22 protein-coding genes are annotated in these 25,122 nt (G+C 63.6%); 17 read left to right on the top strand and 5 right to left on the bottom strand.

Annotation, left to right across the window (positions count from 1 at the left end; all coding sequences use genetic code 11):
* Window positions 1-114: 114 nt before the first annotated feature.
* The 3 genes from guaB to L5849_RS02055 all read left to right on the top strand — a co-directional run bounded on the left by guaB (window position 115) and on the right by L5849_RS02055 (window position 3,438).
* Window positions 115-1,578, top strand: coding sequence for an IMP dehydrogenase (gene guaB / locus L5849_RS02065; RefSeq protein WP_236924141.1), 1,464 nt, complete (start codon window positions 115-117; stop codon window positions 1,576-1,578).
* Between the two features lie 112 nt (window positions 1,579-1,690).
* Window positions 1,691-2,863 carry an RsmB/NOP family class I SAM-dependent RNA methyltransferase gene (locus tag L5849_RS02060; protein WP_236924140.1) on the top strand — a complete coding sequence of 391 codons (1,173 nt, stop codon included), beginning with the start codon at window positions 1,691-1,693 and terminating at the stop codon, window positions 2,861-2,863.
* Window positions 2,864-2,931: 68 nt separating this feature from the next.
* Window positions 2,932-3,438 (top strand): lipopolysaccharide assembly protein LapB, encoded by a 507-nt coding sequence (locus tag L5849_RS02055; protein ID WP_115417906.1) that lies wholly within the window; start codon window positions 2,932-2,934, stop codon window positions 3,436-3,438.
* 87 nt (window positions 3,439-3,525) lie between these two features.
* Here L5849_RS02055 and L5849_RS02050 read toward each other — a convergent pair whose 3' ends face one another.
* Together L5849_RS02050 and L5849_RS02045 are read right to left on the bottom strand one after the other, a co-directional pair.
* Window positions 3,526-4,002 carry an RNA pyrophosphohydrolase gene (locus L5849_RS02050; protein WP_115416907.1) on the bottom strand — a complete coding sequence of 159 codons (477 nt, stop codon included), beginning with the start codon at window positions 4,000-4,002 and terminating at the stop codon, window positions 3,526-3,528.
* Window positions 3,999-4,949 carry an alpha/beta hydrolase gene (locus L5849_RS02045; RefSeq protein ID WP_236924138.1) on the bottom strand — a complete coding sequence of 317 codons (951 nt, stop codon included), beginning with the start codon at window positions 4,947-4,949 and terminating at the stop codon, window positions 3,999-4,001. The genes L5849_RS02050 and L5849_RS02045 overlap by 4 nt, the downstream gene beginning before the upstream one ends.
* Window positions 4,950-5,122: 173 nt before the next feature.
* Here L5849_RS02045 and L5849_RS02040 point away from each other — a divergent pair, with 173 nt between their 5' ends.
* The 7 genes from L5849_RS02040 to L5849_RS02010 all read left to right on the top strand — a co-directional run bounded on the left by L5849_RS02040 (window position 5,123) and on the right by L5849_RS02010 (window position 13,558).
* Window positions 5,123-7,075: a 2-oxoacid:acceptor oxidoreductase subunit alpha gene (locus L5849_RS02040; RefSeq protein ID WP_236924137.1), complete on the top strand. Its 1,953-nt coding sequence runs from the start codon at window positions 5,123-5,125 to the stop codon at window positions 7,073-7,075.
* On the top strand, window positions 7,072-8,106 hold the full coding sequence (locus L5849_RS02035) for a 2-oxoacid:ferredoxin oxidoreductase subunit beta (protein ID WP_115416904.1): 1,035 nt from the start codon (window positions 7,072-7,074) through the stop codon (window positions 8,104-8,106). Before L5849_RS02040 ends, L5849_RS02035 begins: the two co-directional genes overlap by 4 nt.
* Before the next feature lie 43 nt (window positions 8,107-8,149).
* A complete protein-coding gene (locus L5849_RS02030) occupies window positions 8,150-8,533 on the top strand; it encodes a GxxExxY protein (protein ID WP_236924135.1) in 384 nt (127 codons plus the stop codon).
* 30 nt (window positions 8,534-8,563) lie between these two features.
* Window positions 8,564-9,532 carry a metal-dependent hydrolase gene (locus tag L5849_RS02025; protein WP_236924134.1) on the top strand — a complete coding sequence of 323 codons (969 nt, stop codon included), beginning with the start codon at window positions 8,564-8,566 and terminating at the stop codon, window positions 9,530-9,532.
* Between the two features lie 125 nt (window positions 9,533-9,657).
* Window positions 9,658-11,064 carry a deoxyribodipyrimidine photo-lyase gene (locus L5849_RS02020; RefSeq protein WP_236924132.1) on the top strand — a complete coding sequence of 469 codons (1,407 nt, stop codon included), beginning with the start codon at window positions 9,658-9,660 and terminating at the stop codon, window positions 11,062-11,064.
* Window positions 11,065-11,105: 41 nt separating this feature from the next.
* On the top strand, window positions 11,106-12,353 hold the full coding sequence (locus L5849_RS02015; RefSeq protein ID WP_236924129.1) for a cyclopropane-fatty-acyl-phospholipid synthase family protein: 1,248 nt from the start codon (window positions 11,106-11,108) through the stop codon (window positions 12,351-12,353).
* Window positions 12,350-13,558, top strand: a complete 1,209-nt coding sequence (locus L5849_RS02010; protein WP_236924128.1) for a serine hydrolase — start codon at window positions 12,350-12,352, stop codon at window positions 13,556-13,558. Before L5849_RS02015 ends, L5849_RS02010 begins: the two co-directional genes overlap by 4 nt.
* A 27-nt stretch (window positions 13,559-13,585) precedes the next feature.
* Here the strand turns inward: L5849_RS02010 and L5849_RS02005 are convergent, their stop codons facing one another.
* The 3 genes from L5849_RS02005 to purF all read right to left on the bottom strand — a co-directional run bounded on the left by L5849_RS02005 (window position 13,586) and on the right by purF (window position 16,228).
* The gene (locus tag L5849_RS02005) at window positions 13,586-13,933 is read right to left on the bottom strand and encodes a PilZ domain-containing protein (RefSeq protein WP_236924126.1); all 348 of its coding nucleotides are present in this window, start codon (window positions 13,931-13,933) and stop codon (window positions 13,586-13,588) included.
* 112 nt (window positions 13,934-14,045) lie between these two features.
* Window positions 14,046-14,756 carry an SDR family NAD(P)-dependent oxidoreductase gene (locus L5849_RS02000; protein WP_236924124.1) on the bottom strand — a complete coding sequence of 237 codons (711 nt, stop codon included), beginning with the start codon at window positions 14,754-14,756 and terminating at the stop codon, window positions 14,046-14,048.
* Window positions 14,756-16,228, bottom strand: coding sequence for an amidophosphoribosyltransferase (purF, locus tag L5849_RS01995; protein WP_115416896.1), 1,473 nt, complete (start codon window positions 16,226-16,228; stop codon window positions 14,756-14,758). The genes L5849_RS02000 and purF overlap by 1 nt, the downstream gene beginning before the upstream one ends.
* 171 nt (window positions 16,229-16,399) lie before the next feature.
* On the opposite strand from purF, the gene L5849_RS01990 reads away from it, so the two are divergent.
* The 7 genes from L5849_RS01990 (at window position 16,400) to L5849_RS01960 (ending at window position 25,109) form a co-directional block, all read left to right on the top strand.
* Window positions 16,400-17,641 carry a lipoprotein-releasing ABC transporter permease subunit gene (locus L5849_RS01990; RefSeq protein ID WP_236924609.1) on the top strand — a complete coding sequence of 414 codons (1,242 nt, stop codon included), beginning with the start codon at window positions 16,400-16,402 and terminating at the stop codon, window positions 17,639-17,641.
* Window positions 17,634-18,308, top strand: coding sequence for an ABC transporter ATP-binding protein (locus L5849_RS01985; RefSeq protein ID WP_236924122.1), 675 nt, complete (start codon window positions 17,634-17,636; stop codon window positions 18,306-18,308). Before L5849_RS01990 ends, L5849_RS01985 begins: the two co-directional genes overlap by 8 nt.
* Before the next feature lie 47 nt (window positions 18,309-18,355).
* Entirely contained in the window at window positions 18,356-18,634 is a 279-nt protein-coding gene (locus L5849_RS01980) for a hypothetical protein (RefSeq protein ID WP_236924121.1), read from the top strand.
* 82 nt (window positions 18,635-18,716) lie between these two features.
* Window positions 18,717-19,226 (top strand): hypothetical protein, encoded by a 510-nt coding sequence (locus L5849_RS01975; RefSeq protein ID WP_236924608.1) that lies wholly within the window; start codon window positions 18,717-18,719, stop codon window positions 19,224-19,226.
* A 6-nt stretch (window positions 19,227-19,232) separates the two neighbouring features.
* Window positions 19,233-19,712, top strand: a complete 480-nt coding sequence (locus L5849_RS01970; RefSeq protein ID WP_236924120.1) for a glutathione peroxidase — start codon at window positions 19,233-19,235, stop codon at window positions 19,710-19,712.
* A gap of 177 nt (window positions 19,713-19,889) precedes the next feature.
* The gene (dnaE, locus tag L5849_RS01965) at window positions 19,890-23,381 is read left to right on the top strand and encodes a DNA polymerase III subunit alpha (protein ID WP_236924607.1); all 3,492 of its coding nucleotides are present in this window, start codon (window positions 19,890-19,892) and stop codon (window positions 23,379-23,381) included.
* Window positions 23,382-23,510: 129 nt separating this feature from the next.
* The gene (locus tag L5849_RS01960; protein ID WP_236924119.1) at window positions 23,511-25,109 is read left to right on the top strand and encodes a long-chain fatty acid--CoA ligase; all 1,599 of its coding nucleotides are present in this window, start codon (window positions 23,511-23,513) and stop codon (window positions 25,107-25,109) included.
* Window positions 25,110-25,122: the final 13 nt, after the last annotated feature.

The following is a 25,122-nucleotide window of genomic DNA, read 5'->3' as shown; positions in this document are numbered from 1 at the left end:
CCAACATACGTCTTTTCGACCAATTCGCAAAGGGTGTGCCAGTCACACTCTAGCTAATCCCACGAACCGTCGTTACATGGGCCGCCACATTTCCCCCGGCAGGCGATTCTCTCAGTGGCACATCTCGACATTCCCCTCGGTCTTACTTTCGACGACGTTCTCCTCGTTCCGGCCGAGAGCGACATCCTGCCGTCGATGGCGAATACCGCCACGCGGCTGACGCGCGAGATTTCGCTCAACATCCCGGTGATCTCCTCCGCGATGGACACCGTGACCGAGGCCGATATGGCCATCGCCATGGCGCAGCTGGGCGGCATTGGCGTGCTCCACCGCAATTTCGAGATCGAGGATCAGGCCGCCTCCGTGCGTGCGGTCAAGCGCTATGAAAGCGGCATGGTGGTCAACCCGATTACCATCCATCCCGACGCCACGCTGGGAGAGGCGCAGGAAATCATGGCGGCGAACCGCATCAGCGGGATCCCGGTGACCGATCGCGGCGGCAAGCTGGTCGGCATCCTGACCAATCGCGACGTGCGCTTCGCCGAGAACGCGCGCCAGCCCGTGAGCGAGCTGATGACCACCGAGAACCTCGCCACGGTGCCGCTCGGCACGAGCCAGGAGGAAGCGCGCAAGCTGCTTCACCAGCGCCGGATCGAGAAGCTGCTGGTGGTCGATGATAGCGGACGCTGCGTCGGTCTCATCACGGTGAAGGATATCGAAAAGGCCGTCGCCTATCCCGCCGCGACGAAGGATCCGAGCGGCCGTCTGCGCGTGGCTGCCGCCACCACGGTCGGCGATAAGGGCTTCGAGCGCACCGAAGCGCTGATCGATGCCGAGGTCGACGTGGTGGTGATCGATACCGCGCACGGCCACAACAAGGACGTCGCCCGTTCGGTCGAGCGAGTGAAGAAGCTGTCCAACAGCGTGCAGGTCATCGCCGGCAATATCGCCACGGGCGAGGCGGCCAAAGTGCTTGCAGGCGCGGGCGCGGATGCGGTGAAGGTGGGCATCGGCCCGGGCTCGATCTGCACCACGCGCGTCGTCGCGGGGGTCGGCGTGCCGCAGCTCACCGCGATTATGGACTGCGTCGAGGAAGCGGAAAAGCTGGGCGTTCCCGTGATCGGCGATGGTGGCCTGCGCACCAGCGGCGACGCTGCCAAGGCGCTCGCGGCAGGGGCTTCGTCGATCATGGTCGGCTCGATGCTCGCCGGGACCGAGGAAGCGCCGGGCGAAACCTTCATCTACCAGGGCCGCAGCTATAAGGCCTATCGCGGCATGGGCAGCGTCGGCGCGATGGCGCGCGGCAGCGCCGACCGCTATTTCCAGGCCGACGTCAGCCAGCAGAAGCTGGTGCCCGAAGGAATCGAGGGGCAGGTGCCCTATAAAGGCCCGGCAGCCGCCGTGGTTCACCAGCTTGTCGGCGGGATCAAGGCGGCGATGGGGTATACCGGTAGCGCCTCGATCGAGGATCTGCGCAAGCGCGCGAATTTCGTGCGCATCACCAATGCGGGTCTTGCAGAAAGCCATGTCCATGACGTTGCGATCACGCGCGAGGCGCCGAATTATCCCACACGATGACGTCGCTCATGACATCGTGTGAGTCCCCGCGAAGGCGGGGACCTCGGGCCACCTGCGATTCGCCTGCTTCACGCGACCCCCGCCTCTGCGGCGGGTCGGCAAGGGTGCGAACATGACCCCCGCAGCCCGCGTCCAGACCGCGATCGAGCTGCTCGATGCGATCATCGCGGCGGCACAGGCGAAAGGCGCGCCCGCCGACCGCATCCTGGCCGACTGGTTTCGCGGGCATCGCTTCGCCGGATCGAAAGATCGCCGCGCTATCCGCGAACTGGTTTACAGCGCGATCCGCGCCTGCGGGCCGGTGCCTGCCACGGGGCGCGCGGCCATGCTGCGCCTTGCTGAGCTGGACGAGAGCATTGCGCCGCTATTCGATGGGTCGAATTACGGCCCCGCTGCCATCGGTCAGAGCGAGCAGGCGGCACGGGGCGGTGCCGCTCCAGAGTGGCTCGAAAACCGCCTCGCCGCGTCCGACATCTCCGGCGAGGAGGCCGCAGCGCTGCTCGACCGCGCGCCGCTCGACCTGCGCGTCAACACGCTGAAGGCCGACCGTGCCACTCTCGACTTGCCGGTCGACGCCGAACCGACCGCAGTGCCCAATGGCCTGCGGATTGCGACCGGCACATCGATCGAGCAATGGCCCGAGTATCGCGAGGGTAAGGTCGAGGTGCAGGATACCGGCTCGCAAGCGGCCTGCCTTGCGATCGGTGCCCGCCCCGGCGAAACGGTGATCGACCTGTGCGCAGGCGGTGGCGGCAAGACGCTCGCGCTGGCAGCCGCGATGGACAATCTCGGCCGCCTTGTCGCGTCGGACACCGACCGGGGCCGCCTGTCGCGCCTTACACCGCGCGCGGAGCGTGCCGGGGCTACCAATATCGAGGCCGTGCTCCTCAACCCGCAACAGGAACTCGAAGCGCTCGAAGCGCATGTCGGCAAGGCGGATGCGGTTCTGATCGATGCGCCGTGTTCGGGCACGGGCACGTGGCGACGCAATCCCGAAGCCCGCTGGCGGCTGGACGAAAAGGAGCTACAGCGTCTTGCAGCCACCCAGTCGCACCTGCTCGATGTCGCGGCCAAGCTGGTGAAGCCGGGCGGACGGATTGTGTACGTCACCTGTTCGTTGCTGGACGAGGAAGGCGCTGGGCAATTCGAGGCCTTCCTTGCGCGCAACCCGGGCCTTAAGCCCCGCGAAATCGATCTCCCGCTCGGGCGGGAACGCGGGGCCGGAACCCGGCTCACGCCGTACCATGACGGTACGGATGGATTTTTCATCGCCTGTGCAGGATGAACGTGTTAGCCATGTCGATTATGGCTGACACGCCAAGCCCTGAACGGACTAATCTGCTGGAGACGATCATGCGTTTCGTACCCGCCGCCGCCGCCCTTTCGCTGGCCCTTGCCGTGACGTCGAGCGTCGGGTGGGCGGGAGACCGCGAACCGGCCCCGCGTGCGGGCATGCTGATTGCCGAAGGGCAGGCGGCGCTCGACCAGGGCGATACGCAGGGCGCGATCGACGCCTTCGAGGCCGCGTTGGCGGTGGATCCGGGATACGCACCGATCTTTCTCCGCCTCGCCGAAGCCGCGCGGGCGGATCAGCTTCAGGGCAAGGCGATCCGCTATTACCGCGAAGCGCTGACGCGCGACCCGCGTAATCTCGCCGCGATCGCGGGCGAGGGTGAAGCGCTGGTTGAAAAAGGCGCGGTCGAGAAGGCGAAGGGCAATCTCGCCAAGCTCCAGTCGCTGTGCGGGGCGACCTGCCCGGAAACGCAAACCCTGTCGGCCCGCATCGCCGCCGGCCCGCCCACGCGCATTCAGACCGCCGAAGCGGTGATGCCCGATGCCGCGGTGACGCAATCGAACTGATCTGAGCCCCTGCCAAGCGGGCGGGGATTGCCATCGGCATATTCTGCACTAGCGCCCCGGGGCTCCCGCCTTCGGGAACGCCTGCATTCAGACCAGTTCGCGAAATGCCTCGACCACCGCGCGGTAGACCCGCTTCTTGAACGGCACGATCAGCTCGGGAAGCTGTTCGGGTTCGGCCCATTTCCAGTCGCAGAATTCGGGCGGGTTGTGCGCTTCGAGATCGATGTCCTCATCCGCGCCTGAAAAGCGCGCGAGATACCAGACCTGCTCCTGCCCGCGATACTTGCCGCCCCACAGCTTGCCGATCAGCTCCTCGGGCAGGTCGTAGCGCACCGGCTCATCCATCGCCTTGAGAATTGTGACATGCTCCGCCCGCGCGCCGGTTTCCTCGGCCAGTTCGCGCAGGGCCGCGTCCTCGAGGTCTTCGCCCTCGTCGACGCCGCCCTGCGGCATCTGCCACCAGTCGCCTTCCTTGTTGTCGATCCGGCGGCCGACGAAGACCTTGCCATCGCCATTCACCAGCATAACGCCCACGCAGGGACGGTAACCGAGCGTTTCGCTCACCTGTATCGCTCCACCATCAATTTCGTCGCATCGAGGAAAGCCTCAAGATCGTTCTGGCCGCTCGGTATCGCTTTTCTCAGCGTGGTAAAGCCATGAATGATGCCGGGGAATTCGAGATAGACCACTTCCGTGCCGAGTTGCACCAGATGCGCGGCGTATTCCCGACCCGAATCGCGCAACGGATCGAGCCCGGCGGTGCAAACGACCGTCGGCGGGGTGTTCGAGCAATCGCCGACCATTGGCGTGTGGCGCGGATCGCTCGAATCGCCGCCATACTGATCGGTGAACCATGCCATCGCGGCGCCGGTCAGCAGAAATCCCTCGGCGAACATCGCCAGGCTGGAATGCTGGGTGACGTCGGAAGCGACCGGATAGATCGGCGCTTGCACGATCACCGGCACTTCCGCCGGATCGTTCATCAGCTGGTTGGTGGTGACGATGGTGAGATTGCCGCCGGCGCTGTCGCCGGTGATGACGAGGCCGGTGATCTCGCGCCCCAGTTCCCCCGGCGACGAGGCGACCCAGCGCGCGGCGGCCTCGCAATCGTCGGGCGCGGCGGGGAAGGGATGTTCCGGCGCGAGACGATAATCGACCGAAACCACCGGTAGGTCGAGATGATGCGAAATCTCGGTGCACAGCGCGTTGTAGACTTCGAGATCGCCGATCACGAACCCCCCGCCATGGAGGAACAGCACACATGGGGAGGGGCCACGCTCGGCCTTCACATCGTAGAAGCGGATCGGGATCGGACCGGACGGGCCAGGGCAAGTAAGGTCCTTCTGCACGGCCATGGCGCGCGGCTCGGCTTCGGCGACCGCGCCGACCATCCGCATCTGCTGACGGCCTTCCTCCGCGCCGACTTCTTCGACGCCCTTGCCGCCCATGGCTTCGAGCATATCGAGGAATCCGCGCACATCGTCGCGGACATAATGTTCGGTATCGGCCATCGTCTCTCTCCAAATTCGTTGCTTTTCGATACTTACCGTGTTTGCAGTGCTTTTCCATGCGGCTTTTTTGGCCTAGCAGAGAAACTTCATTGCGAGAGGATGGGGCGCGGCTTAGGTGGCGCTTCCCATTGGAAACGGCGCCGAGAGAGACGGCGCAGACAAGGAATTCACGGATGGCAACAGCCGCCACCGCGCCGGAAAACGGCCTCCCCGCAACTCCCGAAAGCGTCGTCGTGCGCTTCGCCGGCGACTCCGGCGACGGGATGCAGCTCACCGGGGGGCAGTTCACCCTGTCGACCGCGCTGGCCGGCAACGATCTGGCGACCTTCCCCGATTTTCCGGCAGAAATCCGCGCGCCGCAGGGCACGTTGTTCGGGGTATCGGCTTTCCAGATCAATTTCGGCAGTCGCGAGATCAACACCGCTGGCGATGCGCCCGACGTGCTTGTGGCGATGAACCCGGCGGCGCTCAAGGTGAACCTCGCCGCATTGAAGCCCGGCGGGCTGATCATCGCCGACACGGGGGCCTTCACCAAGCGCAACCTCGACAAGGCGAAGTACGACAGCAACCCGCTGGAGGACGACAGCCTCGCCAAGTTCGACGTGCTCGCTTTCGACATCAGCGAAAAAACGATCGAGGCGGTAAAGCCCTTCGGCCTCGGCAACAAGGATGCGCTGCGCTCGAAGAACATGTGGACGCTGGGCCTGGCGCTGTGGATGTTCGACCGTCCGCGCGAGCCGATCCACGACTGGCTGAAGGCCAAGTTCAAGTCCAAGCCCGATATCGCCGACGCCAATATCGCCGCGCTCGATGCGGGCCATGCCTATGGCGAGACCGCCGAACTGGCCGGGCCGCTGAAGCAGCTCCATGTCGATCCGGTGCCAAGCGCGCCGGGCCTCTATCGCACCGTCACCGGAGCCGAGGCGGTCAGCCTCGGCCTCGTCGCGGGGGCGCAGTTGGCCGAATTGCCGATGTTCTTCGGCGGCTATCCGATCACACCCGCTTCGGCCATCCTCCACCACCTCGCGCGCTTGAAGGAATTCGGCGTCACAACCTTCCAGGCGGAAGACGAGATTGCCGCGGTCTGCGCCGCCATCGGGGCAAGCTATGCGGGCCAGTTGGGGGTCACGTCCTCATCCGGTCCCGGCATTGCGCTCAAGACCGAAGCCATCGGCCTCGGCATCATGACCGAGCTGCCGCTGGTGATCGTCAATTCGCAGCGTGGCGGCCCCTCGACCGGCTTGCCGACCAAGACCGAGCAGAGCGACCTTTACCAGGCGGTCTATGGCCGCAATGGCGATGCGCCGATGCCGGTGATCGCGGCAAGCAGCCCGTCCGACGCCTTCGAAGTGGCGATCGAGGCGTGCCGGATCGCGGTCGAATACATGACCCCCGTCATGCTGCTGACCGATGGCTATATCGCCAATGCTGCCGAACCGTGGAAGGTGCCCGACCCGGCCGATTTCACCCCGTTCCCGGCGAAGTTCCTCGACCGACCGAACGCTGTCGATGATGGCGGCGACGAGACCTTCCTGCCTTACAAACGCGATGCGAAGGGCGCGCGCCCCTGGGTCAAGCCCGGTACGCCCGGCCTGATGCACCGCATCGGCGGGATCGAGAAGCACGAGCTAACCGGCAATATCGATTATTCGCCCGACAACCACCAGCGCATGACCGATCTGCGCAAGAACAAGGTGGAAGGTATCGCGGTGCCCGACCAGAAGGTCTGCCTCGGCGAGACCTCGGGCAAGCTGGCGGTGGTCGGCTGGGGCAGCACCTATGGCCCGATCCACCGCGCGGTCGACAATGCGATCCGCGAGGGGCTCGATGTCAGCCATATCCATGTGCGCCATATCTGGCCGATGCCGAAGAACCTCGGAGACCTGCTCAAAGGCTTCGACCATGTCCTCGTGCCCGAAATGAATACCGGCCAGTTCAAGACCGTGCTGCGCGATCAGTTCCTTGTGGACGCCCAGCCGCTGACCAAAACCAGCGGCCAGCCGTTCCAGATCGCCGAACTCGAAGAGGCGATCGGCAAGTATTTCGACGGCGTGGCAGGCAATACCGGTGGGCAGGTTCCGGCCAACGACCAGCAGCTTCCGAGCACTGAAGGAGGTGCAAAATGAACGCACCGGTTAAGATCGAAACCACGCTCAAGGACTGGGAAACCGACCAGGAGGTTCGCTGGTGTCCGGGTTGCGGGGATTATGCCATCCTCAAGGCCGTGCAGCGCACGCTGCCGCAGCTTGGCGCCGATCCGAAGAACACGGTGTTCATATCCGGCATCGGCTGTTCGAGCCGCTTCCCCTACTATGTCGAAAGCTACGGCTTCCACACCATCCATGGCCGCGCGCCCGCATTTGCGACCGGCGCGAAGCTGGCCAACCCCGATCTCGATATCTGGCTGGTGACCGGCGATGGTGACGGATTATCCATTGGCGGCAATCACTTGATGCATGTTCTTCGACGGAATGTGAACATGCAGATCATGCTGTTCAACAACGAGATCTACGGTCTCACCAAGGGTCAGGCTTCGCCGACCAGCCGCGAGGGCACCAAGAGCCCCTCGACCCCGATCGGCAGCTACGATCATCCGGCGCGCCCGGCAGCCTTCGCGCTGGGTGCGGGCGCGCGCTTCGTCGGGCGCGGCTTCGACGTGTCGAAGCATCTGCCCGACGTGCTCAAGGCCGCCCATGCGCATCAGGGCGCGGCTTTCATCGAGATTTTCCAGAACTGCATCGTCTATAACAAGGACGTGTTCCACGATTTCGCCGCGCCCAAGGGTGCGGAGGATCAGCAGCTCTGGCTCGAAAACGGCAAGCCCATGCTGTTCGCCAAGGACACGAAGGGCATCATGCTCAACCGCGAGAAGCTGTGTCTCGAGGTCGTTGATGTAATCGACGGCGATTGGGAAAGCGCGGGCGTAATCGTTCACGATGTCACCAACCGCTCGATCGCTCACATGCTGGTCGAAATGCCCTTCGGCCCGTTTCCGATGGCGCTGGGCGTGCTCTACGACGATCCGCGTCCGACTTTCGAGGACGCGGTAATCGCCGAACGCAAGAAGGCGAGCGAGGGCAAGGATGCCAACCTCGCCAAACTGCTTGGCAAGGGGCAGACCTGGACCGTCAGCGGCACGGCACAGGATCCGGTCTGATATCGGGGTTCACGCGAAGGCGCAAAGGCGCGAAGGGGACAGCGTGAAGATCGAAGAACTGGCAAGTATCGCTGTCGATTGCGGGTTCAAGTTGCACAAGGATCTTGGTCCGGGATTGGTGGAATCGGTTTACGAAGTCCTCCTGGCTGAAAGCTTGCGCGAGCGTGGGCTTTCGGTTGCGCGCCAAGTTCCACTTCCGATCAAATACAAGGGCGTTGTCGTCGACAACGCATTCAGGATCGATCTGCTTGTCGAGGACAGGCTGGTGATTGAGCTGAAATCAACCGAGCGCGACAGCGCTCTATACCCCAAGCAATTGCTCACCTACCTTCGCCTTTCGAACCGATCCCTGGGCCTGCTGATGAACTTTGGGCAGGAAACCTTCAAACAAGGCGTCCAGCGCGTCGTGAACAACCATCCTTCTTAGCGCCTTTGCGCCTTTGCGTGAGAAAACCCGATGGATAACCTCACCCATTCTCTTGTGGGCGCATTGCTGGGGCAGGCGGGGCTGAAGAAGAAGACCGGGCTCGCCATGCCCGCACTGATCATCGGGGCGAATCTGCCCGATGTGGATGCGGCGTGTTTCTTTTGGCTCGATGGCGTGGAACATCTCGGCTTCCGGCGCGGGATCACGCACGGACCGATCGCCTGGGTGCTGCTGCCGCTGGTGCTGGCGGGCCTGCTCTATGGCTTCGACCGCTGGCAGGCGAAGCGCGGCACGCGGCCGAAAGAGAGGCTGCCGGTCAGTTTCAAATGGCTCTATTTGCTGAGCTTTATCGCCTGCCTGACCCACCCGGCGCTCGACTGGCTCAACGTCTATGGCATTCGCCTGCTCGAACCGTTCAGCAGCCGCTGGTTCTACGGGGATACGCTGTTCATCATCGATATCTGGCTGTGGGCGCTGCTGGGCTTCGCGACGTGGTTCTCGCTGAGGCGTGAGAAGCAGGGCGGGGAGTGGAAGCGGCCCGCACGCGGTGCGATGGCGGTGGCGCTGGTGTATATCGGGCTGAACGGGGCGATTACTGCCAGAGCAGAGCGCGCATTCGAGAACTGGTTTTTCGGTGTTGGTTTGGTCGAAGAGCAGGTCATTGCTAGCCCTTTGCCATTATTGTTCTGGGATCGGGAAGTGCTGGTGTACGGACCCAGCGCGGGCTGGCATGAGTTTATCTACCCTGCAGATAACCATGCAAATGGCGAAATGCGGCCACTGGGTGAAACCACCTGCAACTTGGATGCCGCTGTTGAGCAGGCCGTCACGGGAAAGGAGCTGGAAGCCTTCCTTTTCTGGTCGCGCGCGCCTTTTGCCGAGCGCGCATCGGACGGATCGGTGATCCTCCGCGACGCGCGTTTCTACGATCCGCGCGCGCGCGACCGGTTCAGTGTCGCCTTGCCCGATGTGGAATGCGAGGAACTTCCCGCCAATTAGGCTCGTTCGAGATCCAAGCTCCCCTCCCTTGAGGGAGGGGCTGGGGGTGGGTGTTCGACACGTGCTGCCAGCGCCGTACACCCCCACCCGGCCTCCCCCTTGAGGGGGAGGGGAAAGTCGAGGCAATGTCCGAACCCCAAATCCTCTGGCTGCGGCGCGACCTGCGCATGGCGGATCAACCCGCGCTTCATGCCGCCGCGCAGGCCGGTCCCGTCATCCCGGTCTATATCCTTGATGACGAGCGCGCGGGCGATCATGCCTATGGCGGGGCGAGCCGGGTGTGGCTGCATCATTCGCTCGATAGTCTCGGCAAGTCACTGGGCCGCCGCCGCTCGCGGATCGTGCTGCGGAAGGGCGATGCGCCGCAGATTCTCGCATCCATCGCCGACGAGGTGGGTGCCAGCTGCATCCATGCGATGCGGCATTACGAGCCGTGGTGGAAGGAGGCGGAGGACGAGCTGCGCGATGCACTTTCAAGTCTGGGTGGCAAGGACCGCAAGCTGTATCTCTACGACGGCAATTACCTGCTCCCCCCGGGCAGCGTGACCACCGGATCGGGCGACCCCTACAAGATCTACACGCCCTTTTCGAAGGCGATGCTTGAGGTGATGCCGCCGCGCGATGTGCTGGGCGAGCCGGAGACCATCTCCTCGCCCGATAGCTGGCCCGAAAGCGACGATCTCGCCGACTGGAACCTCTTGCCCGCCAAGCCCGACTGGGCGGGCGGCATCCGCAGTTTCTGGAAATTCGGCGAAGCCGCCGCGCATGAGCGGCTCGACTGGTGGACCGACCAGGTCGCCGACTATGACGAGGGCCGCAACCTGCCTTCGGAGGATATCACTTCGCGCATGTCACCCCACCTCCATTGGGGTGAAATCAGCCCCGCGCAGGTCTGGCATGCCCTCAAGGACAAGCGCAGCGACGGTTGGCGAACCTTCGCCAAGGAGATCATCTGGCGCGACTATGCGCAGAACGTGATCGACCAGTTCCCCGACTATCCGCGCGAAAGCTACCGCGACTATGACGAGCGGAAACTGTGGCGGAACCCCAATGCCGGGCACCTCATCCGCGAAGACCTCGAATGCTGGCAGCGCGGCATGACCGGTTATCCGATCGTCGATGCCGGGATGCGCCAGCTGTGGGAGACCGGCTGGATGCACAACCGCGTGCGGATGATCGCGGCGAGCTTCCTCGTGAAGCACCTGCTGATCGACTGGCGGCACGGCGAGCAGTGGTACTGGGACTGCCTCGTCGATGCCGATTACGGCAATAACGGCGTCAACTGGCAGTGGATCAGCGGGACCGGGGTGGACAGCAATATGTTCAGCCGGATCATGGCCCCGCTGACGCAGAGCGAGAAGTTCGAAGCGGCGGGCTATATCCGCGAATATGTCCCCGAGCTTGCCGAACTGGACGACAGCGAAATCCACGATCCGCCCGACGAGAAGCGCGGCGACTATCCGGTCAAGATGATCGGCCACAAGGAAGCGCGCGAACGGGCGCTGGAGGCTTACCGGGCCAGCAAACCGTAGCGGACTTGTCGCCTCTTTCCCGGCGGGCCATAGGCAGGGGGATGGAGATGCGGACAAGCCAGCGCGGACGCGACCTTCTCGACGGGGCGAAGAGCTTCGCGCGCAAGCCCGGCATGTTCGCGCGGCTGATCGCACCCGGTTTCGACAAGATCCTCGACCGGATCGACGCGGCGCTGGCTACGGGCGCGATCCATGCCATTTTGCCCAATGGCGGTCGAAGAACCCTTGGCGGGCGTTCGCCGGGCTTCGAGTGCACGGTCGAATTGCGGAGCTGGAGCGCGCTGCTCCGCCTCGCCACCAATGGATCGATCGGCTGGTATCAGGCTTGGGAGGCGGGCGAATGGGCCAGCACCGACCCGGTCCCGCTGTTCGCGCTGTTCATGGCCAATGGCCGCGAATTGGGAAACACCGGCCGTGCGCGCGGCCCCTTCCGCCTGGCGGCACGCTTTGCGCACTGGCTCAATCGCAACACCCATGCAGGCGCGCAAAAGAACATCGCCGCGCATTACGATCTCGGCAATGATTTCTACGCGGCCTGGCTCGATCCCACGATGACCTATTCGTCGGCCCTCAATGTCGCCGATGATGGCCTCGAAGCCGCGCAGCGGCGCAAATGGGATGCTCTGGCCGCGCGGCTCGGCAAGCCCGCCAATGTTCTGGAAATCGGCTGCGGCTGGGGCGGATTGGCCGCCATGCTGTCCTCGCGAGGGATCGCTGCCACGGCAATCAGTCTTTCCGACGCCCAGCTCGCCTGGGCGCGCGAGCGCCATCCGGGGGTCGATTTCCGCAAGCAGGATTATCGCGACACGGCGGGCCAATACGATGCCATTGCCAGCGTCGAGATGGTCGAGGCGCTGGGGCGCGAATACTGGCCGACTTTCATGGATTGTATCGCGCGCAACCTCAAACCCGGTGGGCGCGCGGCAATTCAGTATATTTCCATGCGCGACGATCTGTTCGAAGCCTACGCAAAAAGCGCCGATTTCATTCAGGCCTATATCTTTCCCGGGGGACTGCTGATCCGCACCAGCGAGTTTCGCCGCCTGGCCGAGGAACGTGGGCTTACCTGGCAGGACCAGCACGATTTCGGCCTCGACTATGCCGAAACGCTGAAATGCTGGCGCCAGAATTTCGATGCGGCCGAACGCGAAGGCCGCCTGCCGGAGGGGTTCGACACGCGCTTCGGCGATCTGTGGCGCTATTATCTGATGTATTGCGAAGGCGGGTTCCGCGGGGGCGGGATCGACGTCCACCAGGTCACGCTGGTGAAACAGGGAGAGAGTCAATGAAGGGGTTTTGGATTTCGACCGCAGCACTGGTGCTGTCGGGATGTGCTGGCGCTTACGATAGCGCGCCTGTTGGCGAGGTTACGGTCGTGCCGCCAGCGGTCACGCAATCCATGCCCGAACAGATGGCGAGCATGGATCCGGGCGATTCGATCCTGTTCTGGAGCGATGAACGCCGCTCGGCCGCGTTTCGCGACATGGAGGGGCTGTTTCCCGGCCTCGAAGTGGCGCCCGCCGCCAAAACACGCGTTTTGCCGCGTGCGGGCGAAAACCTTCCCGCAGCCCTGCAGGCCGAAATCCGCGCCTATATGGCGCAAACGCAGGCCGCCGGCGTGATGGCGCTCAAGAATGGCGAGGTGGTGTTCGAGGATTACGGCCTCGGTTTCGGCCCGACCGGTCGCTGGACCAGCTTCTCGGTCGCCAAGAGCTTCACCTCGACGCTGCTCGGCGCCGCGATCGAGGATGGGGCGGTGGACAGCGTCGATACCCCCGTGACCGATATCATCCCCGCGCTTGCCGGGACGGCCTATGACGGTGTCAGCGTCGGCCAGATCGCCAGCATGACCTCGGGCGTTGCCTGGAACGAGGACTATACCGATCCCGACAGCGATGTCGCCAAGATGCTCGCCATCGCGCCGGTCGCCGGGGAATCGCAGGCGGTGACTTATGCCCGCACCCTGACGCGCGAGGCGCCCGCCGGCGAAAAATGGGTTTACAAGACGCTCGAAACCAATCTTCTCGGCCTGATCGTCGAACAGGCGACCGGCCGGCCGCTCGCTGCCTATGCGGCGGAAAAGATCGTCGAACCCGCAGGTTTCGCAGGCGGTCTGTTCTGGATGCAGGACCTGACCGGCGGCAATATCGGCGGCTGCTGCTTGTCGCTGCGCCTGGCCGACTATGCCCGCATGGGTCAGTTCGCGCTCGAAGGTGGCAAGGGTGTCGTGCCCGAGGGCTGGTTTGCCAAGGCCGGTTCGCCGCTGGTCGATTTCGGTGAACGGGCGCCGGGCTTCGGCTATGGCTATCAATGGTGGACCTATCCCGGCGACACCTATGGCGCGCAGGGCATTTTCGGACAGGCGATCACCATCGTGCCGGAAGAGAAGCTGGTCGTCGCCATTGTCAGCAACTGGCCGACAGCCACGAGCAGCGACCATCGCGCCGGTTTCCGCGACCTTGTCGGCAAGATCGCCGAGGCACTCGACGACTGAGCGGGCGGGAGCGGGGCTGCGCCCCCGTCAGTAGGGGCGATAGGCATCCTCTCCGCTATAGCGGGCGAGGATGCTGTCGTGCACAATCGGGCTCAGCAGTTCGCTGAAAGCGCAGCCGACCATGCAGTTTTCCCACCAGATCACCTGTGCCTGAAGCGATTCGAGACCTGCCAGGGTAAGCCAGCATAGCTGGCCTTCGTGCATGCGGTTGAGCGCGGCGGCTGAAAAGCCCGAGATCGAGAGGTCGTGAACCACGGTCCGGAACGCGCGCCCGCCGCTCGGCCGCAATTGTCCTGGAATGGTCAGCCTGGTTCGCGGGGCACAGCGATCCTCCTGCGAGGCTAGCGTATAGGGATCACTCGACCGGTGGATCATGGTTGGCGCCCTTCCTCGATTCGGTGCGACTCAAATCGCCCGGAGGCAACCGGGGCGATTCGCCATGTCTCACCCGATCGGAGTTGAGAAGTCCTGACCGCGCTTGGTTAACCTATCCCTCGACGCGCTCGCGATGGAAGCCCTCGAAACCGTCGACCAGCAGTTCCACCAACCGATCGGCAACAACCGACGGTTCCTTCACCGTCTGCGGGTCTTCGCCGGGATAGGCCTTGGCGCGCATCGCGGTACGGGTGGCCCCCGGATCGATCAGCGCGACGCGGACCTTGGAGATTTTTTCGACTTCCTGCGCATAGCTTGCCAGGAGGTTGTCGAAAGCGGCCTTGGTGGCGCCATAGGCGGACCAATAGGCGCGCGGCGTCGCCCCCACGCTGCTGGTCAGGCCGATCACGCGGCCCGCATCGGCACGTTTGAGCAGCGGGTCGAAATTGGCCAGCAAGGCCTGCGTGGCGAGGAAATTGACCGTCAGGGCCTGACTGAGCTGCTTGCCGTCGATTTGGGTTACCGGGGTGAGCGCGGGCAGATAGGCCCCCGAAATGACGAGGAAATCGAGCTTGTCCCAGCGCCCGGAAATGGCCGAGGCGAGGCGGGCGATGCCATCGTTTTCGTTGAGATCGACCGGCGCAATCGTCGAGGCTCCGCCAGCTTCGTGAATTGCATCCTCGACCGATTCGAGCGCGCGGACATCGCGCCCCGTCAGCACGACGTGGGCACCGGCGGCCGCCAGTGCTTGCGCGGTAGCCGCACCGATCCCCTTGCTCGCCCCGGTGACAAGGGCGAGGCGATTTTCGAGTGGTTTCGTCATCAGGCGACCTGTTCGGATGGAAATGCGAGTTTGTGCTGCTTGTCTTCGCGCCGCGCCATGTCGGTCAGCGAGGTCGGATAATCGCCGGTGAAGCACGCGTCGCAGAATTGCGGGCAGGCCGAATTGCGGGGCTTCTCGCCCACGGCGCGATAGAGACCGTCGATCGAAACGAAGGCCAGGCTGTCGGCCCTGATGAATTCGCGCATCGGTTCGACATCCATGCGCGCGGCGAGCAGCTTGGAGCGTTCGGGCGTGTCCACGCCGTAAAAGCAGCTATGCGCGGTCGGCGGGCTGGCCACGCGAAAATGGACTTCGATAGCCCCGGCATCGCGCATCATTTCGACAATCTGCATCGATGTCGTGCCGCGCACGATGCTGTCGTCGATCAGAACGATGCGCTTGCCCTCCACCAGAGCGCGGTTGGCATTGTGCTTGCGCTTGACGCCCGCGTGGCGAACGCCGTCGCTGGGCTGAATGAAAGTGCGCCCGACATAGTGGGAGCGGATAATGCCAAGCTCGAACGGAATGCCCGATTCCTGCGCATAGCCGATGGCTGCGGGAACGCCGCTATCGGGCACGGGGACCACGAGATCGGCTTCGACCGGTTTCTCGCGCGCGAGTTCGGCGCCGATAGCCTTTCGTGCTTCGTAGATGCTGCGCCCGTCGAACACCGAATCCGGGCGGCTGAAATAGACATGTTCGAAAATGCAGGGACGCGGGGCGTGATCGCCGAAGGGATGGAGCGAATCGATATTGCCGTCGAAATCGACCTTAATCACCTCGCCCGGTTCCACCTGCCGCACGAACTGGGCGCCGACCACGTCGAAGGCCACGGTTTCGGACGCGAAGACGGTGGCATCGCCGATCCGGCCCATCTGTAGCGGACGGATGCCCAGCGGGTCGCGGCAGGCGATCATACCCTCGGGCGTCATCACGATCAGCGCATAGGCGCCCTCAAGCAGGCGCAGTGCATCGATCAGCCGGTCCATGATCGTGGGATACCGGCTGGTCGCCACGAGGTGAATGATGACCTCGGTATCGCTGGTCGACTGGAAGATCGAACCGCGGCGTACAAGGTCGTCGCGCAACACGCCCGCATTCGAGATATTGCCATTGTGCGCCACCGCGAACCCGCCGCTGGCAAGATCGGCGTAAAGCGGCTGGACATTGCGCAGGCCCGCCCCGCCGGTGGTCGAATAGCGCACATGACCCGCCGCCATCGTGCCGGGCAGCTCGGCAATGGCTTCCTGGCTGGAAAAATTTTCCGCCACATGGCCAAGTCCGCGGCGAGTGAAGAATTCGGCGCCGTCGAAACTGGTGATGCCGGCGGCTTCCTGGCCGCGGTGCTGGAGAGCGTGGAGGCCGAGAGCTGTCGCGGCTGCCGCATCGGTCGCGTTGATTGCGCCGAACACGCCGCACTCCTCGCGCAGCTTGTCGCCATCCTCGTCGAGAAACGGGTGGGTGAGGTTCATCGAAAGGCCTGTCTGCCGCGACTGATCGGGATGGGGGTCCCAATGGAGATGTTACGGCCCAATTACAAGGCCGGTGCGATGGATGGCCCAAGGAAAGACACGATTTCATTGCGCAGCAAGGCGTGGATGCCTAAACGCCCTTCCAACGCACCGCCAGATACAAGGGCTGTCTTGATCCTCTCTCCTTTCGAATGGACCATCGCCAAGCGGTATTTGCTTCCGGGCAAGGGCGAGGCTTTCATTGCGCTGGTCGCCAGCATCTCGATCGGCGTTGTCATGCTCTCCGTCGCCATGCTGGTCGTGGTGATGAGCGTGATGAACGGCTTTCGCGCCGAATTGCTCGACAAGATCGTCGGGTTGAACGGCCATGCCATCGTGCAGGCCTATGGCGGTCGGCTCGACGATTGGGAGAACGTCCTCGCGAGAGTGGAGGAAACGCCGGGGGTGGTCAGCGCCTCGCCCTTGATCGAACAGCCCCTTCTGACGAGTTTCAACGGGCGGGTCGAGGCGATCCTCGTGCGCGGCCATACACCGCAGGATTTGCAGGAATTCTCCACCAAGGCGATCAGCGGGAATTTCGATGCGCTGCAGCCAGGTGCGAGCAAGGTGGCGATCGGGGTGCGTCTGGCGGAAAATATCGGCGCGCGGGTCGGCGATACGATCACCATCATCAATCCTCAGGGTCGCTCGACTCCCTTCGGCACCGTCCCGCGCCAGGTGGGCTACGAAGTCGCCGCGATTTTCGAGGTCGGCGTGTTCGATTACGATGGCGCTTTCGTGGTCATGCCGATGGAAGATGCGCAGACCCTGCTGCTGATCGGCGATACGGTCGGCATGATCGAGGTGACGGTAGAGGATGCCGACCGCGTCGGAGAAATCCTCGATCCGGTACAGAAGGCGGTTCAGGGCAGAGCGGTCGTGTCAGACTGGAAGACGATCAATTCTACTCTGTTCGAGGCGCTTCAGGTCGAACGCGTGGCGATGGCTTTCGCACTCAGTTTCATGGTTCTGGTCGCGGCATTCAATATCCTTTCGAGCCTGGTCATGCTGGTTCGTGCCAAGACGCGCGATATCGCCATCATGCGGACCATGGGGGCGACGCGGAAAAGCCTGATGAAGATCTTCGTGACCACGGGCTTCACGGTGGGGGCGATCGGAACGGTGGCTGGCCTTCTGCTCGGTTTCGTCATCCTGACCTTCCGTCAGCAGATCGTTACCGGGATCGGCTATCTCACGGGCGTCGAACTATGGGACCCGCAGGTCCGTTTCCTGACCATGCTGCCGTCCAAGACCGACCCGGTCGAGGTCGGGATGATCGTGCTGCTGGCGCTGGCCCTCAGTTTCCTCGCCACGCTCTATCCTGCCTGGAAAGCGGCGAGCACGGACCCGGTACAGGTGCTGCGCTATGAATAGGCCGGTCGTCGAACTGAAGCGGTTGACCCGCAGTTTCGAGCAAGGCGGGGTGCGCATCGACGTGCTGCGCGGCGTCGATCTTGCGATCCGGCCGGGCGAGATCGTCGCGCTGCTGGGTCCTTCGGGCTCGGGCAAATCCACGCTCTTGCAGGCGGTCGGCCTGCTCGAAGGCGGGTTCGGGGGTGAGATCGTCATCGCGGGCCATTCGGCGGAGAAGTCGGATTCGCGCGCTCGCACCGTGCTGCGCCGCGAACATCTCGGCTTCGTTTACCAGTTCCACCACTTGCTGCCCGATTTCGATGCGCGCGAGAATGTGGTGCTGCCGCAGCTCGTGGCGGGTAGACCGCGAGCCGAGGCCGAGGCACGTGCCGAGCAGTTGCTCGTCGCACTGGGGCTCGAACACCGGCTCGACCACCGGCCCAGCCAGCTTTCGGGCGGCGAACAGCAGCGCGTGGCCGTGGCACGCGGGCTGGCGAACAAGCCCGATCTCGTCCTGGCCGACGAGCCGACCGGCAATCTCGACGAGGCGACGTCGGACAAGGTGCTCGCGCAACTCCTCGATCTCGTCCGGGGCGAGGGCAGTGCCGCGCTGATCGCAACCCATAACGAGCGGCTGGCGCAGAAAATGGACCGTATCGTCCGCCTTCACGAAGGCGTGCTCGAATAGAGGACCCGCAAGCGCTTTCGCTCGTTGGTCGGGCAAAGGAGATTTGCATGACCGACCATCCGAGCACTTTCAAAGGCGACCCGAGCCATGGCGAAGGCATTGAGTGGGACGACCGCGCCAGCCTCCATCGCACCGGCGATGGCGATGGCCTGCTGGATGCGGCCAAGGGCCTGCGGAGCGGCACCTTCGCCGATCTGATCCGTCACGTGATGCTGATGCCTGCCGAAGAACGTGGGGATTACTACATCGAGAAAGCGGGAGACCGCGAGTACCACGTCGACGAGATCGTGAGCCTTTCGAAGCGCGACGATTTCCCGCGCTCGTAGGAGCAGGTTGGTCCTCGGTCGATAGTCGCTCGTCGGACGGTACGGCCCGGCATAACTTGGCAGGATCAGGGGAGAATTGACCATGCTGACCGCCGCGCTCGCGATTGCCTTCGCACAGGCCGCCGCACCTGCCGTCCCGCCACCACCGCAACCGCAATGCGAAGGCGTGAACCACGAAGCTTTCGATTTCTGGGTCGGCGAGTGGGAGGTGTTCCCCAATGGCAGCGACCAGCAAGTGGCCAGCAGCCGTATCGAAAAGGTAAGCGCGGGCTGCGCCATCCGCGAGACCTGGATGCCCTTTCAGGGACGCGGTGGGAGCAGCCTGAGCACATACGACCCCACCACTGGCGGCTGGCACCAATTATGGGTCGGTGGTACGCCGGGGCGCGTGTTCTTTGACGGGGGCGCGGTGGACGGGGCGATGGTGCTGACCGGCTATTGGGGCAAGGGTGCGCAAGGCGATCGCATGCTCGTGCGGATGACCTATACGCTTGAAGAGGACGGCAGCGTACGACAATACGGCCAAGCGAGCGCGGATCATGGTCGTACGTGGTCGGATGCTTTCGACTACGTATACCGCCAGAAGGAATAAACCGCCGTGACCACCATTGCCGATTTTACCGTCGCCACCAACACGGGCGACCAGCTCGACCTGAAAGAGAAACTCGGCATGGTGCTGCTGGTGGTGAACACCGCCAGCAAATGCGGTTTCACCCCGCAATATGACGGGTTGGAGGAGCTGTTTCAGGATTACAAGGACAAGGGCTTCGAGGTCCTCGCCTTTCCCTGCAACCAGTTCGGCAATCAGGAACCGGGAGACGCGGACGAGATTGCCGAATTCTGCAAGGTCAATTTCGGCCTCACCTTTCCGCTGATGGCCAAGGTCGACGTGAACGGCGACGACGCCAGCCCGCTGTTCGACTGGATGAAGGGCGAAAAGCCCGGGCTGATGGGGTCGCGCGCGATTAAATGGAACTTCACCAAATTCCTGATCGACCGCGAAGGCAATGTCGTGAAGCGCTATGGCCCGGCCGATGCGCCCAAGACGATCGCCAAGGATATCGAAAAGCTCCTCTGACGTCTCGATAGTCATTGCGAGGAGTCGCAGGCGGAGCCGACGACGGCCTCCGGCCACCCGGCAATCCAGATAGGGCAGACCTGGACTGCTTCGCTACGCTCGGAATGACTGTGTGAGCTGAAAATCCTGTGGATGCGCCCCTTGGCCGACGAAGGCGCAATCCGCATATTGCCGCCCATGTCCTTCAAGCCCTTCGTCCCGTTTCGTATCCTCTCGGCCTACACGATGCTGGAAGGCGCGATCGATCCCAAGGCGATGGCCAAGCTGGCGAAGGAACGCGGCTTTCCGGCCATGGCGATCGCCGACCGCAACGGGCTCTATGGCGCGGTCATGTTCGCCAATGCCTGCAAGGCGGAGGGCATTCAGCCGATAATCGGCACGCTGCTGGGCGTTGCGCGCCCATCACGAGACGAGGGGGCGGAAGGCAAGCAGGTCGACTACCTGCCGCTCTACGCGCAGGACGAGGCCGGTTACGACAATCTCTGCCATCTGGTTTCCAAGGCGCATCTCGAACGGCCCCTCGAATATGATCCGCATGTGCGGATGGAGGACCTCGAGGGCCATACCGACGGGCTGATCGCCTTTACCGGGGCGAGCGAAGGCGGCGTTACCCGGCTGCTCGCCGAAGGGCAGCAGAACCACGCCGAGACGCTGCTCGACCGCTTGCAGGCGCTCTTCCCCGAGCGGCTCTATATCGAGCTCGCCCGCCGCAGGAACGAGGTGGAAGAGCGCGCGGAGGCCGCGCTGGTCGATCTTGCCTATGCGCGAGACCTGCCGCTGGTGGCGACGAACCCTGCCAATTTCGCCGAACCGCATATGCACAAGGCGCATGACGCCATGCTCTGTATCGCCGGTTCGACCCATATCGATGCGGAGGAGCGGGCGCGCTCCAACCCCGAAAGCTTCGTCAAGACCTACCACATGATGGACGAGGCCTTCGCCGATCTGCCCGAAGCGGTCCAGAACACGCTCGTCGTGGCGCAGCGCTGCGCCTATGCGCCGCCTTATCGCAAGCCCATCCTGCCCAGCCTTGCCGGCGATCTCGAAGGCGAGGCGCGGATGCTGGCGGAGGATGCGCGCAAGGGCCTGGAGGCGCGGCTCGAACCCTATGGCGCGATGAGCGAGGAGGAGCGCAAGGTCTATTTCGACCGGCTCAAGTTCGAAGTCGACATCATCAACCAGATGGGTTTCCCCGGTTACTTCCTGATCGTTGCCGACTTCATCAAATGGGCCAAGGACCACGATATTCCGGTGGGGCCGGGGCGTGGGTCGGGCGCGGGCAGCCTGGTGGCCTGGGCGCTGACGATTACCGATCTCGATCCGATCCAGCTGGGCCTGCTGTTCGAACGCTTCCTCAATCCCGAGCGCGTTTCCATGCCCGACTTCGACATCGACTTCTGCGAAACGCGGCGCGGCGAGGTGATCCGCTACGTCCAGCAGAAATACGGGCACGACCATGTCGCGCAGATCATCACCTTCGGTAAGCTGAAAGCGCGCGCCGTGCTGCGCGATACGGGCCGTATTCTGCAGATGAGCTACGGCCATGTCGACCGGCTGTGCAAGATGGTGCCCAACCACCCGACCGACCCGTGGACACTACCGCGCGCGCTCAACGGTGCGGCCGATTTCAAGCGCGAATACGACAATGACAACGAGGTGAAGCGCCTCGTCGATCTGGCGATGCAGATGGAAGGTTTTCCGCGCAACAGTTCGACCCACGCGGCGGGCGTGGTGATCGGCGACCGCCCGTTGGCGCAGCTGGTCCCACTTTACCGCGATCCGCGTTCGGACATGCCGGTGACGCAGTACGACATGAAGAATGTCGAAAGCTCCGGCCTCGTCAAATTCGACTTTCTCGGGCTGAAGACGCTGTCGGTTCTGAAGAAGGCGGTCGACCTCCTCAAACGGCGTGAGATCGATATCGACCTGTCGCAACTCCCGCTCGACGATCCCAAGGTCTACGATCTGATGAAGGCGGGTAACACGGTGGGCGTGTTCCAGCTTGAATCGGAAGGCATGCGGCGTACGCTGACGGCGGTGAAGCCGACCAATTTCGGCGACATCATCGCGCTCGTCTCGCTCTATCGCCCGGGTCCGATGGACAACATCCCGCTGTTCGGCAAGCGCAAGGCGGGCGAGGTGCCGATCGAATATCCGCACGCCAAGCTCGAAGGCATCCTCGCCGAAACCTACGGCATCTTCGTCTACCAGGAACAGGTCATGCAGGCCGCGCAGATCCTTGCCGGATACTCGCTCGGCGATGCCGACCTGCTGCGCCGCGCGATGGGCAAGAAGGTCCAGGCGGAAATGGACGCGCAGCGCACGCGCTTCGTCGATGGCTGCAAGGAAGTCAGCGGGATCGAGAAAGCCGAGGCCAACGCGCTGTTCGACTTGATCGACAAGTTCGCCGGATACGGCTTCAACAAGTCGCACGCCGCCGCTTACGCGCTGCTCGCCTACCAGACCGCCTGGCTGAAAGCGCATTACCCGGAAGAATTCTACGCCGCCTCCATGTGTTTCGACATGCACCAGTCGGAAAAGCTGGCGGTCTTCGTCGACGATGCGCGGCGCAGCGGGATCACGGTGCTGCCGCCTTCGCTCAACCACTCGGAGGCCGAATACACAGTCGAGCAGACCGATGACGGATATGCCGTGCGCTACGCGCTGGCAGGCATTCGCAATGTCGGCGAACGGGCGATGGAAGCGATCGTGGAAGAGCGCGAGGCTGCGGGCAAGTTCGAGAGCCTGAAGGATTTGTTCGAGCGTCTGCCCAAGGGTTCGATGAATTCGCGCCAGCTCGAAGCGCTGATCAGCGCAGGGGCATTGGACGAGTTCGAGCCCAACCGCGCCAAGCTGATGGCCAATACCGATATGCTGCTGGCAGTCGCCGATGCGGCCGAGCGCGAGCGATCGAGCGGGCAGGCGGGGCTGTTCGGCGGGGAGGATGCGGCGGTGGAGGATACGCTGCGTTTGAAAGACGCCGAAGACTGGTCACTCAGCGAAGCCCGCAATCGTGAAAAGGAGAATATGGGCTTTTCGTTCAAGGAACATGCGACTGCGGCCTATCGCGAAATCGCCAGTGCGCAGGGCGCGCGTTCGCACGCTTCGCTGATGGCGGGCGGTGTGCCGGGCGGCGGGCGCATGGGCGCGGTGATGGCGGTGCAGGTCGAAGGCGCGAACAAGGGCACGACCAAGCGCGGCAAACCCTTCATCCGCGCCGATTTTTCCGACAGTTCGGGCCAGTTCAGCGCGGCTTGTTTCGAAGAAGGGCTGGTCGATAAATTCCTCGAATGGGCCGAGAACGGCACCTGCGTGAAGCTCGATGTCGAACTCGACAGTCCGAGCCCGGACGAACCGCCGCGGATCACCGTGCGCGGCGCGGTGCCGCTCGAGGCGGTGAAGGGCAGCATGGCGATGCTGCTCACGCTCGAGGTGGAGAGCGTCGATGCGCTCACCCAGCTTGCGCTGGAATTGGGTGCGGACGACACTGGAGGCGATGAAGTGCTCGCCACATTGCTCACCGGCGATCCGACACCACCTGTCATGCGGTTGGGGCGAACATTTTCTATCGACGGAGACGTCGCCGAACGCTTGGCAAGCGTGCCCGGTCTTGCCAAGGTGCAGTTGACCGCGCGACGGGGGAAGGCAAACTTGCGCCTCGTTGCCTGAAAACACAGTCATTGCGAGCAGAAGGCGACGCAATCCATCACCCGCCATCGCTCGCGACGGCGATGTTTGAAGCTGGATTGCCGCGTCGCCTTCAGCTTCTCGCAATGACCGAATTGGAGAGGAGAGAGTATGCCGCTTGGCGCGATGCAGGACTGGAACATGCGGATTTCGCATGTGATCGATCACGCAGCCCGGGAAGCCCCCACCCGAGAAATCGTTACCCGCTGGGCCGATGGCAGCGAAACCCGCACCGATTGGGCAGGCATTCATCGCGACGCGCGGAAGATGAGCCAGGCGCTTCAGGCGCTGGGCCTGGAGAAGGGCGACAAGGTTGCCAGCCTCGCGATGAACCATGCGCGTCATCTCGTAAGCTGGTTCGGCGTCGCGGGGATGGGCGGCGTGCTGCACACCTGCAACCCGCGCCTGTTCGAGGACCAGCTCGAATACATCGTCAACCACGCCGAAGACAAAGTCATGCTCTACGATGCGGCCTTCCAGCCGATCGTCGACAAGATGCGCGACAAATGGCCGACGGTCGAACACTATATCTGCTTCGATTCGGGCGAGCATACGACCAGTTTCGAAGACTGGATCGGCGCGCAGGATGGCGATTTCGCCTGGGTCGACGGCGACGAGCGCGACCCCTGCATGATCTGCTACACCAGCGGAACCACGGGCCATCCCAAGGGCGTCCACTACGAACACCGCTCGACCATGCTGCACGCGATTGCCGGGTTGCAGCCCGCGGCGTTCAATTTCAGCTCCTCCAGCGTGATGCTGCCGGTCGTGCCGATGTTCCACGCGGCGAGCTGGGGCCTGCCCTATGCCGGGGCCATGGCAGGGATCAAATTCGTCTTCAGCGCGGTGAACGATCCCGCCGTGCTCGACGAGGTCATGAAGACCGAAGGCGTCACCGATTCCGCCGGTGTGCCGACCGTATGGCTGGCGCATTTCCAGTATTGCGATGCCAACGGTCTCGACCTGCCCAAGCTCAAGGCGGCGACGATCGGCGGCAGCGCCGCGCCGCGCTTCATGATCGAGCGGCTGATGAAGAACGGCACCCGCGTCCAGCACGCCTGGGGGATGACCGAAACCTCGCCCATCGGCACGGTTGGCGGGCCGACCGGCAATTGGGACGAACTTACCTTCGATGAGCAGGTCGAGAAGACGATGAAGCAGGGTCGCCCGATTTTCGGCGTCGAACTGCGCACGGTCGATCTCGACGATCCGGCAAAGGTGTTGCCGCGCGATGGCAAGACCTCGGGCGCGCTGCACATTCGCGGACCATGGGTGGTGAAGCGCTATTTCAAGGCCGAGGAAGACGCGATCGACGCCGATGGCTGGTTCAATACCGGGGACGTGGCGGTCCTCCACCCCGACGGGACGATGCAGATCACGGACCGGACCAAGGATGTGATCAAGTCGGGCGGCGAATGGATCAGCTCGGTCGAGCTGGAGAATGCCGCCGTCGGCCATCCCGCCGTGGCCGAAGCCGCCGCGATCGGCATGCCGCATCCCAAGTGGGACGAACGGCCCGTGCTGTTCGTCGTCCGCAAGGAAGGGCAGGATGTCGGCGCCGAGGATCTCATCAGTTTCCTTGCCGACAAGGTCGCCAAATGGTGGTTGCCCGATGCGGTCGAATTCGTCGACGACATTCCGCACACCGCCACCGGCAAGATCAGCAAGAAAGACCTGCGCAAGCGGTTCAGCGACTATACGCTGGGATGACGGAAATTCCTTC

The organism is Erythrobacter sp. SN021, assembly GCF_021864455.1.
This window is presented reverse-complemented; position numbering and strand designations above follow the sequence as displayed.